Source organism: Lactobacillus sp. M44, from assembly GCF_058130005.1.
Map to the genome: position 1 here is coordinate 397,662 of NZ_CM176707.1, position 17,450 is coordinate 415,111.

A 17,450-nucleotide genomic window follows, 5' to 3' on the forward strand; every position below is an offset into this window, starting at 1 on the left:
CTCCTCGTATTATAAATTAATTTTCTTTTTCATATTCTTCAATTGCTGCAAGTAATTTATCCGTAGCTTCATCAATTGTAATACCTTTTAATTGAGTAGCTGCGTTTGATAGATGACCTCCACCGCCCAATTTTTCCATGATAACTTGTACATTAATTTTACCCATAGAGCGAGCAGAAATGCCAATAGTATCCTTTGATCTTCTTGTAACCGCAAAACTAGCTCCAACATGTTCTAAAGATAGTGCAGTATCTGCAGCTTGAGCGGTAATAATTGGATCGATAATTTGATTATTTGAACCTTGCAATAATGCAATATCTGGGCGAATCATTTTCAAAGTTGCGACTAAATGAGCCCTTTGCATAAAACTAGAAATATCTTCTTTTAATAAATCCGATACTTCTGATGTACTTGCACCAATTGAACGCAAATAACTAGCAGCATCAAAAGTTCTAGTGCCTGTACGCAATGAAAATTCTTTAGTATCTACTGTGATACCCGCAAGCATTGCAGTAGCTTCTAATTCAGTTAAGATACGTTTTTTATGTTGCGGCTGATATTCAACCATCTCAGTTACTAATTCACAAGTAGATGATGCATATGGTTCAATATAGACCAGCATAGGATTTTCGGGGAATTCTTCTCCTCTTCTATGATGATCAATGATTACTAGCCTATTTTTTAATCGATCATATAATTCTTTATCATAAGTAATAGAATATTTAGAATGATCTACCATAACTAATAATGAACGATCAGTAGCTTGTTTTATTGCATCTTCTGGGCTAATAAAAATATTTTGATCTTGCTTTTTTTCCTGCATTTTTGCAATTAATCTACCAACATCATAATTAGTATGATTAACATCTAAAACTACATGTGCTCTTACATTATTTGCAAGTGCTATCTTAGTTACACCAATACCTCCGCCTATTGCATCCATATCAGGTCTTTGATGTCCCACCACAAAAACTTGATCAGTATCTTTAAATAACTCTTGCAATGCTTGAGTAACCATTCTTGCTCTAACGCGAGTTCTGCGCTCCATTGGATTAGATTTGCCACCAAAAAATCTAGCTTCTTTTCCAGGAGCCCTTAATACAACCTGATCTCCACCACGACCTAATGCTAAATCAAGGTTAGATTGAGCTTGATCTGCTACTTCATTTAATGAATCACTACCAAATGCAATCCCAATTGATAAAGTCAATGGGGTATTGTTTCTGCTAGTTTCTGTTCGCACTTTATCCAACACAGAAAACTTATCTTTTTCAATTTTTTCTAAGTCTTGAACATGGGTCAAAAATATAAAGTGATCTTCATCAATTCTTTTTAAATAAGATTGAAATTTATTTGCATATTCACTTAATGTATTTTGAACATAAGAACTCATAGCAGAGATATCTTGATCGTTCATCGCTTGACTTAACTCATCATAATTATCAATAAAAATTAAACCGATAGCTAGACGTTCTGCTTTATAGCGTTCTTCAATTTTTGCATATTTTGTAATATCTAAGAGATAAATTACTCCCAATTTATCTCTTACAACCATTTCAAATTGTTTTGAGCCCCATTTTATGATATTTCTTTTATCACTTGGCTTTTTTATTGCTTGTTCTACTAACTCATTAAGTTGTGGAGCAACAGACTTAATGCTTCGCCCTATTGGATCACTATCTTTTAAATATAATTGTAAATATGGATTAACCCATTGAATACGATGATCACTATCATAAAGCATAATCCCCAAAGGCATTTTTATCATTGCCTCTTGCTCACTACGCTTGATTCGATAAGATAGATTAGCTGCAAAGTTGTTTGCATTTCCCGCTAGAACATATATACCATAAACAGTAAACGCGCAAATCAAAATAAAGATTAAAGTCATTGCTAGCCCAAATAATGGGCTAATTGCAATACCTATTATTGCGCTAAGCAGGGCTAAAACCACTACCATGATTAGTGAAGCTGTCAGACGTGAATCTTTAATAAATTCCGGTAGTTCAAGTTTACGTAAAAAATCTTTCATGAAGATCCTCTCTTGCTTGAAAATCAATATATCGCTTTTATTATACTCTATCTTTTAATACGATTTCAGTAGAAAACACAAAAAAAGTCGTCCCTTCAATTATGAGGGGAACGACTTATATGTCAATCTGTTTATTTTTTATTAATCTTCAGCTACGAACGGTAATAATCCCATAATACGAGCTCTCTTAATAGCAATAGTCAACTTACGTTGATTCTTTGCACTAGTACCAGTGACACGACGTGGTAAAATTTTACCTCTTTCTGAGATAAAACGTTTCAACAGATCAATATCTTTATAATCAACATAATCGATATGATTAGCAGCGATAAAGTCTACCTTACGGCGACGATGTCCACCTCTTCTTTGTTGTTGAGGCATGTCTTCAGATCCTTTCTTTTAAAGATTAAAATGGTAAATCATCATCAGAAATATCAATAGTATCACCAGAACCCGCAAATGGATCTTGCGGTTTTTGTTGATTATCATTGTTATTATTTGCATCATTTACTGGTGCGCTATTTCCCTGGAAATTATTCGTATTTGGCGCATTATTTCCAAATGAATTACCGTTATTTGGTGCATTATATCCACCATTTTGATTACGAGCTTCACGATCTCTACGCGACTCAAGAAGTGTAAAATTATCTACTATCACTTCAGTCACATACACACGTTGCCCATCTTTATTATCATAGCTCCTGGTTTGGATTCGGCCGTCAATGCCCACAAGTGAACCTTTGGATGCAAAGTTGGCAAAATTTTCTGCTGCTTTACGCCAGATGACACAATTAATAAAATCCGCACCACGCTCGCCTTGAGCATTAGAAAATTGCCGATCTACGGCTAATGTGAATGTTGCGACTGAAATCCCACTTCCAGTAGTGCGCAAATCAGGATCACGTGTTAAACGGCCAACAAGTACAACTCTATTAATCATACAAAACTGTCCTTTCTTTTCCTAATTTACGAAAATTAACTATTTTTCTAATTTAACAATCATTGAACGCAAAACTTGATTATCAATCTTAGTTAAACGACCAAATTCATCAACTGCATTAGCGTTGTCTGCAGTAAACACCATAATATGGTATGTACCTTCGCGATACTTATTAATTTCGTATGCGAAACGACGCTTACCCCAGTCTTTTGATTCAACCATTGAACCACCATTATCAGTAATTACTTTATCGTATTTATCAACAACAGCAGCTTTTGCTTCTTCATCAATATCTGGTTTGATGATGTATGTAATTTCATACTTAGTTTGCATATGTATGCACCTCCTTCTGGACTAAATGGTTCTTGTCTTTATGCAAGAACAAGGAGTAATATAACTTACTCACAAGTTTAGATTCTAACATAAAAAAAAGAAAATACCAAACTAAAAACACGTGATCCTAGGAAGATTAATTATCCCCCTATATATTAATTACTACATTTTAGTCGATAATTTCTTTTTTATTATTATTTTTATTCAGCAGGAACTTCTTGTTGTTCAGCTTCGGTTGGAACAATTGCTAAACTAGCAACAGTATTTTGTTGATCAATTCTAATCAATCTCACACCTAATGTAGCACGACCAGTTTGAGAAATATCATTTACATCAAATCTAATCATGATTCCATCAGTAGTTATAACCATAATATCTTGATCACTAGATACTACTGAAACACTAGCTAAAGGTCCATTTTTTTCACTAATTTTAGCAGTCTTGATTCCTTTACCGCCGCGACCTTTAACTGGATATTCGCTAGCTTTAGTCCGTTTTCCATAACCTTTTTCTGAAATAACTAACACTTCATCATCAGGTTTCAAAATATCACTGCCAACAACATAATCGTTTTCACGTAATTTAATCCCACGTACACCAGTTGCAGTTCTTCCCATCACACGAACATCATTTTCATTAAATGTTACAGCATATCCCAAATGAGTACCAATTAAGATGTTTTGCTTACCATCTGTCAAAATTGCATTAGTTAATTCATCATTTTCTTTTAAATTAAGTGCAATTAAGCCACTATTTCTAATATTACTAAATTCATTTACAGAAGTGCGCTTTACAATTCCTAATTTTGTAACAAAGAATAAATAATTATCACTAGTTTCTTGAGGAATATTTATAATTGCTTGAATCTTCTCACCATTATCTAGTTGTAATAAATTAACTATTGGCAATCCTTTAGCAACTCTTCCAAATTCAGGAATTTCATAGGCCTTTTTAGAATAAACTTTTCCTTTATTAGTAAAAAACAATAAATAATCATGACTATTTGAATAAATTAAATGTTCAATAAAGTCACCATCTTGGACACCCATTCCTTTGATACCTTTGCCTCCACGGTTTTGTGATTTGAAATCAGCAACCGGCATTCTCTTAATATAGCCAGAATGAGTCATAGTTAAAATCACATTTTCTTTTTCAATTAGATCTTCGTCTTCAATTGAAATCACTTCACTAGCAGCTATTTGAGTTCTACGAGCATCCCCAAAGCGCTTTTGAATATCAAGTAATTCATTATAAATTATTTGATCAATTCGTTCAGGCTTAGCCAAAATATCTTTATAATCAGCAATTTTTTCTAGTAATTCATTGTATTCAGCTTCAATTTTATCGCGTTCTAATCCAGTTAAACGAACTAAACGCATATCTAAAATTGCTTGAGCTTGCTTATCATCTAATTCAAATCTACTAATCAAAGTAGCTTTTGCTATATCACTGCTATTAGATGATCTGATAATTTTAACTATTTCATCAATATGATCTAATGCAATTCGCAATCCTGCTAAAATATGAGCTCTTGCTTGAGCTTTGCGCAATTCAAACTTGGTTCTTCTAGTTACAACATCTTCTTGATGATCCAAATAATATTGCAACATTTGCTTTAAATTGAGAATCCTTGGTGCACCATCAACAATTGCAACCATATTCATACCATAGTTTGTCTGCATTTGCGTATTTTTAAATAAGTTATTCAAAACTACACTTGCACTCGCATCGCGACGAATATCAATTGTAATACGCATCCCATGCTGATCGGATTCATCTCTTAATCCAGTAATCCCATCAATTCGTTTATCACGAGCAAGCTCAGCAATTTTTTCAACTAAACGCGCTTTGTTTACCATATATGGAATTTCAGTAACAGCAATTATTTGGCGACCACTTTTTTCAGTTTCGATATTAGTTTTTGCACGAACAACAATATTTCCACGACCTGTTTCATAAGAACGCAATATTCCACTACGTCCCATAATTACACCACCTGTTGGAAAATCAGGGCCTGGAATAGCCTTCATTAATTCAGGAATTGTAACATCTGGATTTTTCATCAATAAGTGTAATCCGCTAATTACTTCATCCAAATTATGTGGAGCAATATTAGTCGTCATACCAACTGCAATACCAGTGGCTCCATTAACTAATAAATTAGGAAATCTTGCAGGTAATACACTAGGTTCACGTTCTGTATCATCATAGTTTGGCTGCCAATCAATTGTATCTTTATTGATATCTCGCAACATCTCTAAAGCCATCTTGCTCATTCTCGCTTCAGTGTATCGCATAGCAGCAGGACTATCACCATCAATTGAACCAAAGTTTCCATGTCCATCAACTAACATATAGCGATAACTAAAGTCTTGTGCCATGTGAACCATAGCTTCATAAATAGCTGAATCTCCATGTGGATGAAATTTACCCATAACTTCACCAACTATTCTGGCAGATTTCTTATATGGTTTATCAGGAGTTACCCCTAATTCACTCATTCCATATAGTATTCTACGCTGCACTGGTTTTAATCCATCACGTACATCTGGCAATGCACGTGCGACGATAACACTCATTGCATAATCTAGAAATGAACTACGCATTGTGGATGTTAAATCAACATTCCTAATTCTATGGTCTTGTGTTTGATTATCCATTCTTTATCCCTTCCTAAGCGTCTAGATTTTCAACATATTTAGCGTTCTTTTCGATAAATTCTCGTCTTGGTGAAACATCATTTCCCATTAAGACTTCAAATACTTTATCTGCATCCGCAGCATATTCAGGACTAACTCTATCTAAGCGCCGATTTTCTGGATTCATGGTAGTCTCCCATAATTGTTCAGCATCCATCTCACCTAATCCTTTGTATCGTTGAACGATAGGTTTGGGACTTGGTTGCAGTGAACCCAAATAATCATGCAATTCTTCATCACTATCTAGATATTTAACAATTTTTCCTTGGCGCACTTGATATAGGGGTGGACGCGCAATATAGACATAGCCTGATTTAAGCATAGGTCTCATATAACGATAAAATAGTGTCAATAACAAAATTCTAATATGTGCTCCATCAACATCAGCATCAGTCATAATTATCAACTTATGATATCTTGCTTTATTAACATCAAAATCAGCTCCAAAACCTGTTCCCAAAGCTGTAAACAAAGTTCTAATTTCTTGATTTGCCAAAATTCGATCCATTGAAGCTTTTTCAACATTCAATATTTTACCTCTAATAGGCAATATAGCTTGAGTTAAGCGAGAACGACCTTGTTTTGCAGAACCTCCAGCTGAATCTCCTTCGACGATGAATAATTCAGATATTTTTGGATCTTTGCTAGTATTATCAGCTAATTTGCCTGGTAAATTAGAAATTTCTAATCCTGACTTTTTTCTAGTAACTTCTCGTGCACGTTTTGCAGCAATTCTTGCACGTTCTGCTAATTGACCTTTTTCAACAATCTTTCTTGCGACTTTTGGATTTTCTAATAAAAACTTGCTAAATGCTTCTGAAAAAGCACGATCTACAGCAGCTCTTGCATCAGAGTTACCAAGTTTTGTCTTAGTCTGGCCTTCAAATTGTGGATCTGGGTGTTTGATTGAAATGACCGCAGTCATTCCTTCACGGATATCTTCCCCAGATAGATTGCTATCGCTGTCTTTTAAGATTCCAGCTTTTCTTGCATAATCATTAATCACACGCGTTAAAGCTATCTTAAACCCAGCTTCATGGGTTCCACCTTCATAAGTATGAATATTGTTAGCAAATGTCATCAAAGTTGTCTTATATCCAGTTGTATATTGCAATGCAACTTCGACATTTATACCATCATAGTCGCCTTCAACATATATTGGCTCTTTGAATAAAACGTCAGCTTTTTTATCTAAAAATGCCACATACTCTTTAATCCCACCATCATAGTGGTATACATCTTTTTCTGCACTATCTTTACGCTTATCTATAAATGTTAAAGTTAGACCTTTATTCAAAAATGCTAATTCACGAATCCGATTTTTTAGTACTTTATCATCAAATACTATTGTTTCAGTAAATATATCCGGATCTGGATAAAAGTGTACTATCGTTCCATGTTCAGTTAATGGTACGCTCCCAATGACTGTCATTTCTTGAGTTACACGTCCATGATCAAAAGCAATATGATATTTTTTACCATCTCTCATAACAGTAACATCTAATTTAGTAGATAAAGCATTAACTACAGATGCGCCAACACCATGTAATCCTCCAGATACCTTGTATCCGCCACCGCCAAATTTACCTCCAGCGTGCAAGACAGTATAAACTGTTTCTAGTGCTGGTCGACCAGTCTTTTTTTGGATATCAACAGGGATACCACGTCCATTATCTTGAACTGTAACACTGCCATCTTCATTAACAGTTACTTCGATTTTGTCAGCAAATCCTGCTAATCGTTCATCAATACTATTATCAATAACTTCCCAAACTAAATGATGTAATCCTTGAGAACTAGTAGATCCAATGTACATACCAGGTCTTTTCCTAACAGCCTCTAGTCCGCCTAGAACCTGAATTTGGCTAGCATTATATTTATCAGCTTCTTGTTCAAATTTCTTTGCTTGTTTAATTTCTCTTTCTTCAGCCATTTGTATTCTCTTTCTTGTCTACTTGTCCTGCATTAATTGTAAATATTTTAGGACTCGCTATTATTTCCTGGGAAATACCTTCTAAATTAGTTGTAGTAATAAAAGTTTGGGTCTTGTCCTTGATATATTCAAGTAACGCTTCTTGTCTTTTACTATCTAGTTCACTCATCACATCATCTAACAACAAGATTGGATATTCGTGAGTTAATTCATGTACTAAATCAACTTGTGCTAATTTAAGACTCAAAGCAATCGTTCGCTGCTGGCCTTGTGATGCATATATATGGGCATCTCTTTTGTTTAATAAAAATTGCACATCATCTCTATGAGGTCCAGCCAGTGTAACCTGCATTTTAATTTCTTTATTTATACCAGCTTGGTAATTAGCCAAAATCTTTTTATATAAGGTCTCAACATTATCTTGTTCTTCTAAATTAGCAATAGATGGAACATATTTAACTGTCAGTTTTTCTTGTCCATTGCTTAAAGCTCGATATGCACGCGTCGCATATGCACTCAATTTAGATAAATATTCAAATCTACGTTTGACTACTTCAGCAGCTATTCCAGCTAATTGATCAGATAAAACTTCTAAAAATACCTCATCAATAGTTTTTTTAGATGCGAGTTTTTTTAAATAATTATTTTTTTGTTGGAGTACTTGTCGATACTGGCTCGTAAAATATAAATACTCATAATTTATCTGCCCAAATTCTAAATCCATGAAGCGTCTTCTTTTGGTTGGTGAGCCTTTAATTAAAAATAAATCTTCAGGTGAAAACAAAATCGTATTTAATTTTCCAATATAATTTGATAGCTTTTTTTGCTCTAGATTATTGATCCAAACTTTTTTACCTTTAGGCGTTATTCGAACTTTTAAGTCAATCTCGACTTGGCTTTTTTGAATATGACCTGATAACTCAGCATATTTTTGCCTGAATTTAATTAATTCTTTGTCATTATTTGACCGATGTGATCTTGTTAAGCCCAAAAAATTGATTGCTTCTAATAAATTAGTTTTTCCTTGAGCATTCCTGCCCAAAAAAATATTAACTTCAGGAGAAAAATCAATTTTTAAATTTTTAAAATTACGAAAATTTTTAAGTTCTAAATGAGTTAAATCCATTATTACTGTTCAAACTTATAGGTATCTTCATCAATTACTAATTCATCTCCAGGATGTATCTTTTTACCTCGGCGATTTTCTAGTTCTCCATTTAACTTAGCTGGTGATTTTTGTAAATACCATTTTGCCTGACCTCCAGAAGAAATATAATTTTCTTCTTTTAAAAATTGTCCCAGACTGATATATTCACCCTTTATTTTAAAAGTCTTTATTTTAACCACCTCAATAATCCTTATAATACCTATAATTATAAGCTTTAGGTAACTTTATAGCAAATTTTGCGAGCTATAATAGCCGATTTTAGCGCTTTATTTTTTAACTCGAATTCCTGTACTAAAGCACTAGTAAAATTCCTTATTGGCCCTAATTTTTGCATTATATGAATTTTGGGTAAAAAAATAGACTATCTTTTCAGATAATCTAATTCAATTTCTAAAATGTTCTTACAGGGGTAATCAGTTGAACAAAATTAATATTTTCTTTACCTGGAGTTACTGTAAACGGGCGTAAACTTTCCGTAAATTTCATCAAAATTGTATCAGTGATTGAGGCTCTGAGTGCAGCTTGTAAATAATCAGGATTAAATGAAATTTCTAAATTCTTTCCTGTTAATTTTTGTGTAGCAGGTTTTTCTTCAACATTACCTATTTCTGGAGAGTTACCTCGTAAAATAGTTTCTCCTTTTTCAACATCTAAAGTTAATTTAACAACATTATTTCGACCTTCATGAGTTAATAAACTAACTCGATCTAATGCTTGAGATAAATCATTACGATCAAATTCTACTTCAGTTGTACTTGAAGTTGGCAATAAACGATCGGTATCTGGATAAGTTCCCTCTAATAGTCTTGAATAAAATGACATATTTCCAATAATAAATAGCACTTGGCTTTCACCTGGGTTTACACTAACTTTTGGATCACTATCACCAATTATTCGTGACAATTCAATCAAACTCTTACCAGGAATTATTAAATCTGCCTTATTTTTAGGTCCTTTATCTAAAGATATTACACGCTGTGATAGTCGATGACTGTCTGTTGCAACTGCCTTTATTTCATTTGAAGTAAAAATAAAGTGTACTCCAGTTAAAATTGGTCGAGATTCTTGATTAGCAACTGCAAAATTAGTTTCATTAATAAGTTCATGGAAAGTCTTACCAGCAATCTCAAATGCAGCTTCATTATTGACTTCGGGTAAATGAGGATAATTATTGGCATCTAATCCATTAATTGTAAATTCACTATTTTCAGATTTTATTTGAGTTTGAAAACTCTCCTTTACTTCAAATGAAAAATCTTTTCCAGGTAGCTTTTTTACTATTTCACTAAAAAATCTTGCGGGTAAAACAATAGATCCTGTTGATTCAACAACTAAATCTTCACTTACTGGAATTTTTATTTCAATAGAAATATCTGTATCAGATCCTGTAAGAATTAATTGAGTTTGCGTTAAATTAAGTTTTATTCCACTAAGTATAGGAATAGTTGCTCTAGAAGAAATTGCTCGCATGACGTTATTTAGATTTTCTAAAAAAAGATTTCTGTTTATTGTAAATTTCATTTTAACTTCTCCTATTTTTAGATCAGATTCTTTATTATTATATATTATTATCTTAGTTGTAGTAGTAGGGGCTGTGAATTGTGTTGAAAAGTGATTACATACCCGAGAATAACGGAATTCATTCGGTTAGTAACTTGTGGAAAACTGAGCTAATTTTCCACAAGTTATCAACGATCTAGCATCTGTTTTAAATCATAGACTGCAGATTTTATTTCTGCATCAGTTTTAAGATCACGTTTTATTTTTTGATATGCGTGCATTACAGTAGTATGATCCTTGCCACCAAATTCTTGTCCAATTTTAGGCAAACTAGCATTTGTTAAATCTCTTGCAAGATACATTGCTATTTGGCGTGGAACCACAATTTGCCTTACTCGTTTTTTTCCTTTTAGTTCGACAACTGAAGTTTGAAAGTAGTTTGCGACCACTTCCTGAATTTTAGATATCTGTAATCCTCGATTTTTTTGAACTAGCTTTAAATCAGATAAAGCTTCTCTTGCAAGATTAATATTAATATCTTCTTTTTCAATTGTTGCATGTGCTTGAACTTTGACTAAAGCACCCTCTAATTCTCTAATATTAGTATCAACTTGTGATGCAATGTAATCTAGAGTGTCATCATCAATCCTTAATCCTTCAGCTTCGGCTTTTTTGCGTAAAATAGCAATTCTTGTTTCTAAATCTGGAGGTGTGATTTCAACTTGCAGCCCCCAAGCAAATCTTGATACTAAGCGCTCAGATAAATCAGGAATTTCTGTTGGTAAGCGGTCGCTTGTCATAACGATTTGTTTTTGATCGTTATATAAAGTTTCAAAGGTATGGAAGAATTCTTCTTGAATTCCCTCTTTTTTTGCGAAAAATTGAATATCATCAACTAATAACAAATCAGCTTTGCGATATTTTTCGCGAAAAGCATCTTGAGTTTTATTTTTTATTGAGTTAATAAAGTCATTTACAAAAGTTTCGCTTTGAATATAAACTACTTTGGCATGTGGCTTTTCAGCTAACATTTGATGGCCAATTGCTTGCATCAAATGGGTTTTACCAAGTCCAACTCCACCAAAAATAAATAATGGGTTGTAAAAACTACCTGGGTTGTCGGCAACTGCTAAAGCAGCCCCCGCAGCTAGTTTATTTCCTTCACCTTGCACAAATGTATCGAAAGTATAATTTTCATTCAGTTGTAAATCTTTTGTAAAAGCATTGGTTGAGCGAACAGGAATAGGTTCTTTTTTTGGAATTTGAGGTTCTACAAAGCGTTCAGGACTTTGTGTACCTTCAATTTCAAAAGTAGGCATAATCTCCATACCAGAATAACCATAGGCAGATTGAATTAATTTAGATGTTAAATTCTGTTCCCAATATCCTTTAGCAATAGGAGTTTGAACAGCAATTAATAATTCACCAGTATTTTTGTTAAATGATATTGGATGAGTATTTTTGAACCATGCATTGTAGGCAACCTCGCTATATTGGGATTTCATTTCATTATTAAAATGATCCCAAAAAGTTTGTAAATCAAACAAGATAAATCCTCCAATAATAATTTTTGCAAGACTTATTTTAGCATGTATTAAAAAAGTTTTCCACAAGTGAATAAAAGCAATTAACAATCCACAGACTGTGGAAAAGTAAAATAAAAATATCCACATTTAATATAACATTATTGAATTTTTCTCTTATTTACAGATTTAGTTGTTGAAAAATAATGCTGATATTTCAATATTTATAAGAATAAGTGACATTATATCCACAGGGTGTGAATAAAAATATCAACACCTTGTTAGTTGTGGATAACATTGAGAATTATTATGTGCAGAACTCTAATTTTTAGATATGTAATTTGAAAACTTTATCCACAATTATTTTATTTAATAGCTTTTCTTACAAACTTTTTAAAACTTTTACTTGGATTTTTGTAATAAAGATGGTATTATTAATAAGAAATTGTGCAGTTAGCACTCAAAAAATGGAGGTGCAAATAATGTCCACTAAGAGAACTTATCAACCAAAGAAACGTCATCGTTCACGCGTACACGGTTTTATGAAACGAATGAGCACATCAAATGGCCGCAAGGTTTTAGCTAGACGCCGTGCTAAAGGTAGAAAAGTCTTATCTGCTTAAACCACTGAAATCCAGTGGTTTTTTTAATTTATTGAGTGGAATGGCAATACTTTGAAAAAATCATACCGTGTAAAATCTGAAAAAGATTTTCAAACTGTCTTTAAAACAGGAAAATCTGTTGCAAATCGTGCATTTGTAATTTATGTATTGAAACGTAATGAAAATAAACATTTTCGTGTAGGAATTTCTGTCGGGAAAAAAGTCGGTCATACTGCTGTTTTACGCAATCAATTAAAACGATACATTAGGGCAGTATTAATAGAAATAAAGCCGCAGATACAATCAGATGTTGACTTTATCATAATAACTCGACCTTATGCTCGTGATTTTGATATGAAGCAAATTAAGAAAAATTTACTTCATGCAATGACATTAGCAAATTTGATAGAAGCAAAGAGAACTGAGGAAATGTAGAGTGAAGGATTTTTTGACTAAAAAAAATGTCAAACGTATTTTGGCTTTTTTGGCCGTTCTAACCCTTGCTGTTGTTTTGACAGGTTGTAGTTATACAACTGCACCTGTAAGTCAAAATAGTGGTAATTGGTGGGATCGTTACATTATATATAATTTCTCGCAATTTTTGTTATGGTTAGCAAGATTGCTTGGAAATAATTACGGCTGGACTATTGTGATATTCACAATATTAGTTCGAATTATTTTATTGCCACTAATGGCGATGTCAATTAAAAGTACAACTAAGCAACAAAAATTGCAGCCAGAAATTGATGCTTTGCGCAAAAAGTATCCTGGTAAAGATACAGAATCTCGTCAAAAGCTTGCAGAAGAAACAAATAAGTTATATAAAGAAGCCGGTATTAATCCTTACATGGGATGCCTACCAGTTGCACTGCAAATGCCGTTTATGTTAGCTTTGTATCAGGCAATTGTTAGGACTCCCCAATTGCAAAATGGACATTTCCTTTGGATGGATTTAGGTCATGCTGATCCATACTATGTAATGCCAATTTTAGCAGCAGTCTTTACATTCATGTCCTCATATGTTGCTCAGATGTCTACTCCTAAGTCCGCTCAAACTGGACTTACTAAATCAATGACTTATATTGCACCGTTGATGGTAGCTATTCCTGCTATTAGTTTTGCTTCAGCTATTACTTTATACTGGGTTGTTTCAAGTTTGTTCTCAGTTATACAAACATTTATTTTACAAAACCCATTTAAGTATCAAAGAGAACTAGAAGCTGAGAAAAAAGCTGAACGTGAACGAAAACATAGAATTCGTCGCGCATATAAGAAAATAGGACGTAAAAAATAATATCTAAGTTAATTAGATAAAGTAGTCAAAGTGCTTTATCCATCATTTTTGTGATGGAATTGCGCTTTTTTTGTTGGAAAAAAGGATGAATATCATGGCACAGACTTTAACGGAGTTTGATACTATTGCAGCAATTTCAACACCAATTGGAGAGGGTGGTATATCAATTATCCGCTTATCTGGAGAAGATAGTATTAAAATTGCAAATAAAGTTTTTAGAGGTAGCAATTTAGAAAAAGTTGCTAGTCATACAATTAATTATGGACATATCATTGATCCCAAAAAAGAACAGGATATCGATGAAGTGATGGTTAGTGTTTTACGTGCACCAAAAACTTTTACTAAAGAAGATATGATTGAAATCAACTGTCATGGCGGAATTGTTGTAACCAATCATATATTGCAACTAGTTTTAGCAAATGGTGCTAGAATGGCTGAACCTGGTGAATTTACTAAAAGAGCATTTGTTCATGGTCGAATTGATTTGACTCAAGCTGAATCAGTTATGGATATTGTTCGTGCAAAAACAGATAAAGCTCGACAAGTTGCAGTAAATCAACTAGCTGGTAGTTTATTAACTAAAATTAGACAAATGCGTCAGGAAATTCTTGATACGTTAGCTAATGTAGAAGTAAATATTGATTATCCTGAATATGATGCAGATCAAATTACTGCAGAACAGATGACTAACACATCAAAATCAGTTATCAAAAAAATTGATGAATTATTGAAAACATCCCAAGAAGGCAAAATAATGCGTAATGGGTTGGCAACAGCAATTGTTGGACGACCTAATGTAGGCAAATCTTCATTACTTAATTATTTAACTAAAGAAGATAAGGCAATCGTAACTGATGTCGCAGGAACTACTCGAGATACTCTAGAAGAATATGTCTCTATTAATGGAGTGCCTTTGCAGTTGATAGATACCGCAGGGATTCACCACACTGAAGATAAAGTAGAAAAAATTGGTGTTGAACGCTCAAAAGCAGCGATTAATAAAGCTGATTTAATTTTATTATTATTGAATGTTAGTGAAGAATTAACACCTGAAGATAAAAAGCTACTTGAATATACTAAAAATAAAAAGCGAATTATCATTCTAAATAAAGTAGATTTAGGATCTAAAGTTACTATAAGTGAAATAAAAGACATGGCTGATAGCCCAATCATCACAACTTCAATTTTGAAAAATAAAAATTTAGATCAATTAGAACAATTAATTAATAAATTATTCTTTGCAGGAATTGAAAATTCAAATGATCAAGTATTAGTAACTAATCAAAGGCAAATGAGCTTGTTAGAAAAAGCTAAAGTGCAACTGCAAGATGTAATTAATGCAGTGGGTGATAGTGTACCATTAGATATTGCGCAAATAGATTTCACTGGAGCATGGGACACATTAGGTGAAATTACAGGAGAGAGTGCTCCTGATGAATTGATCACACAATTGTTTAGCCAATTTTGTTTAGGTAAGTAGAGGTAGAAGAGATTTAATGAAATTATATGATTCAAATAATTATGATGTAATTGTTGTTGGAGCAGGACATTCTGGATGTGAAGCCGCACTTGCAGCTTCACATATGGGACAAAAAACTTTATTGTTAACAATTGGGTTAGATATGGTTGCTTTTATGCCTTGTAACCCATCTGTTGGAGGTCCTGCAAAAGGAACTGTAGTAAGAGAAATCGATGCATTAGGTGGCCAAATGGGTAAGAATATTGATGCCACATATATTCAAATGCGTATGCTTAATACAGGAAAAGGACCTGCAGTTAGAGCATTGCGTGCTCAGGCAGATAAAAATGCATATCATGAACATATGAAAAAAGTTATTGAACAAACACCTAATTTGACACTGCGCCAAGCAATTGTTGATGAATTATTAGTAAATGATGGAAAATGTGAAGGTGTTATTACTAATACAGGTGCTAGGTATCATGCAAAAAGTGTAGTGCTTACTACAGGAACTGCTGCCAGAGGTCGAATTATTATTGGTGAATTAATGTATTCATCAGGCCCTAATAACACATTGCCTTCAGTTAAATTACCAGAAAATTTGGAAAAATTAGGTTTTAAATTGCGTAGATTTAAAACAGGTACTCCACCAAGAGTTAATGGAAATACAGTTAACTATGAAGAAACTGAAGAAGAACCTGGAGATTTAGAGCCGAGACATTTTTCATATGAAACTGATGATAAAGATTATCTAAAAGATCAAATTTCTTGTTGGATGACTTATACAAATGGTAAAACTCACCAAATTATTAGAGATAATTTGGATCGAGCTCCTATGTTTTCTGGAGTAATTAAGGGAGTTGGCCCTCGTTATTGTCCTTCAATTGAAGATAAAATTGTGAGATTTGCTGATAAAAATCGTCACCAAATATTTTTGGAGCCAGAAGGGCGCAATACTGATGAAGTATATGTTGGAGATTTATCTACTTCAATGCCAGAAGAAATCCAGCAACAAATGGTTCATTCTATTAAAGGATTAGAAAATGCGGAATTAATGCGTCCTGGTTATGCAATTGAATATGATGTAATTGAGCCTTGGCAATTAAAACATACACTAGAAACTAAAAAGATTAAAAATTTGTTTACTGCGGGACAAATGAATGGAACATCAGGATATGAAGAGGCTGCAGGACAAGGAATTGTCGCTGGAATTAATGCCGCATTGCGCGCTCAAAATAAGCCTGGCTTTACTTTGCAGCGAGATGAAGCTTATATTGGAGTTTTGATTGATGATTTAGTAACTAAAGGCACTAATGAACCATACCGCCTATTAACAAGTAGAGCAGAATATAGATTGTTATTAAGAAATGATAATGCCGATTTACGATTGACTGAATATGGTCATGAATTAGGCTTGATATCAGATGATCGCTATGCAAAGTTTGAACAAAAAAAGCAGGCTATTAGGGATGCAATTAGTAAATTAGAAACTATAACAATTCACCCAAGTCCGGAAGTTCAAACACTTTTAGCAAATATTGGTCAAGCTACTATGAATGCCGGTGTTAAAGCATCTGAATTTTTGAAGAGACCTAAAGTTACTGTTGAAGATATTGAAAAATTATCTGGCATCGATATATCAAATGATCGGTATGTTAAAGAACAAGTTGAAATCAGCTTAAAATATGCAGGATATATCAAGAAAGAAAAAATCAAGATCGATCGTTTGCATCGCTTAGAATCTAAGAAAATTCCTGATAATATTGATTATGAAATGATTGATGGACTTGCTACAGAAGCAAGACAAAAGTTTGAAAAAATCAGACCTGAATCGATTGCTCAAGCAGAAAGAATCTCTGGTGTAAATCCAGCAGATATAGCAATTTTGACTGTGTATATTCAGCAAGGTAAGTATTCTAAAGTTAAATAAAACACAAAAACACACTAACTAGTAAAGGCACTACTTA

At 33.3% G+C, this 17,450-nt stretch carries 15 protein-coding genes; 5 read left to right on the top strand and 10 right to left on the bottom strand.

Translation table 11 applies throughout. The features are described from left to right. Positions 1-16 precede the first annotated feature (16 nt). The 10 genes from AC38BG_RS02020 to dnaA all read right to left on the bottom strand — a co-directional run bounded on the left by AC38BG_RS02020 (position 17) and on the right by dnaA (position 12,152). On the bottom strand, positions 17-2,032 hold the full coding sequence (locus AC38BG_RS02020; RefSeq protein WP_489937503.1) for a DHH family phosphoesterase: 2,016 nt from the start codon (positions 2,030-2,032) through the stop codon (positions 17-19). A 141-nt stretch (positions 2,033-2,173) separates the two neighbouring features. After that, positions 2,174-2,413, bottom strand: a complete 240-nt coding sequence (gene rpsR, locus AC38BG_RS02025) for a 30S ribosomal protein S18 (protein WP_489937504.1) — start codon at positions 2,411-2,413, stop codon at positions 2,174-2,176. A gap of 25 nt (positions 2,414-2,438) precedes the next feature. Then, a complete protein-coding gene (gene ssb / locus AC38BG_RS02030) occupies positions 2,439-2,972 on the bottom strand; it encodes a single-stranded DNA-binding protein (protein WP_489937505.1) in 534 nt (177 codons plus the stop codon). Positions 2,973-3,011: 39 nt separating this feature from the next. Then, positions 3,012-3,305, bottom strand: a complete 294-nt coding sequence (rpsF, locus tag AC38BG_RS02035; RefSeq protein WP_489937506.1) for a 30S ribosomal protein S6 — start codon at positions 3,303-3,305, stop codon at positions 3,012-3,014. A 200-nt stretch (positions 3,306-3,505) separates the two neighbouring features. Continuing rightward, a complete protein-coding gene (gyrA, locus tag AC38BG_RS02040; RefSeq protein WP_489937507.1) occupies positions 3,506-5,965 on the bottom strand; it encodes a DNA gyrase subunit A in 2,460 nt (819 codons plus the stop codon). A 13-nt stretch (positions 5,966-5,978) separates the two neighbouring features. After that, on the bottom strand, positions 5,979-7,937 hold the full coding sequence (gyrB, locus tag AC38BG_RS02045; RefSeq protein WP_489937508.1) for a DNA topoisomerase (ATP-hydrolyzing) subunit B: 1,959 nt from the start codon (positions 7,935-7,937) through the stop codon (positions 5,979-5,981). Then, positions 7,930-9,063: a DNA replication/repair protein RecF gene (recF, locus tag AC38BG_RS02050; RefSeq protein WP_489937509.1), complete on the bottom strand. Its 1,134-nt coding sequence runs from the start codon at positions 9,061-9,063 to the stop codon at positions 7,930-7,932. The genes gyrB and recF overlap by 8 nt, the downstream gene beginning before the upstream one ends. Before the next feature lie 2 nt (positions 9,064-9,065). Continuing rightward, complete coding sequence (gene yaaA, locus AC38BG_RS02055) at positions 9,066-9,284, bottom strand: S4 domain-containing protein YaaA (protein WP_489937510.1); 219 nt, start codon at positions 9,282-9,284, stop codon at positions 9,066-9,068. 211 nt (positions 9,285-9,495) lie between these two features. Continuing rightward, complete coding sequence (gene dnaN, locus AC38BG_RS02060; RefSeq protein ID WP_489937511.1) at positions 9,496-10,626, bottom strand: DNA polymerase III subunit beta; 1,131 nt, start codon at positions 10,624-10,626, stop codon at positions 9,496-9,498. 167 nt (positions 10,627-10,793) lie between these two features. Beyond that, the gene (dnaA, locus tag AC38BG_RS02065) at positions 10,794-12,152 is read right to left on the bottom strand and encodes a chromosomal replication initiator protein DnaA (protein ID WP_489937512.1); all 1,359 of its coding nucleotides are present in this window, start codon (positions 12,150-12,152) and stop codon (positions 10,794-10,796) included. 458 nt (positions 12,153-12,610) lie between these two features. On the opposite strand from dnaA, the gene rpmH reads away from it, so the two are divergent. The 5 genes from rpmH to mnmG all read left to right on the top strand — a co-directional run bounded on the left by rpmH (position 12,611) and on the right by mnmG (position 17,413). Continuing rightward, a complete protein-coding gene (gene rpmH / locus AC38BG_RS02070; RefSeq protein WP_004039891.1) occupies positions 12,611-12,751 on the top strand; it encodes a 50S ribosomal protein L34 in 141 nt (46 codons plus the stop codon). 51 nt (positions 12,752-12,802) lie between these two features. Then, positions 12,803-13,165 carry a ribonuclease P protein component gene (gene rnpA, locus AC38BG_RS02075; RefSeq protein WP_489937513.1) on the top strand — a complete coding sequence of 121 codons (363 nt, stop codon included), beginning with the start codon at positions 12,803-12,805 and terminating at the stop codon, positions 13,163-13,165. Between the two features lies 1 nt (position 13,166). Continuing rightward, positions 13,167-14,024 (top strand): membrane protein insertase YidC, encoded by an 858-nt coding sequence (gene yidC, locus AC38BG_RS02080; protein WP_489937514.1) that lies wholly within the window; start codon positions 13,167-13,169, stop codon positions 14,022-14,024. A gap of 94 nt (positions 14,025-14,118) precedes the next feature. Further along, positions 14,119-15,504, top strand: a complete 1,386-nt coding sequence (mnmE, locus tag AC38BG_RS02085; RefSeq protein ID WP_489937515.1) for a tRNA uridine-5-carboxymethylaminomethyl(34) synthesis GTPase MnmE — start codon at positions 14,119-14,121, stop codon at positions 15,502-15,504. A 16-nt stretch (positions 15,505-15,520) separates the two neighbouring features. Beyond that, entirely contained in the window at positions 15,521-17,413 is a 1,893-nt protein-coding gene (gene mnmG / locus AC38BG_RS02090) for a tRNA uridine-5-carboxymethylaminomethyl(34) synthesis enzyme MnmG (RefSeq protein WP_489937516.1), read from the top strand. Positions 17,414-17,450 lie beyond the last annotated feature (37 nt).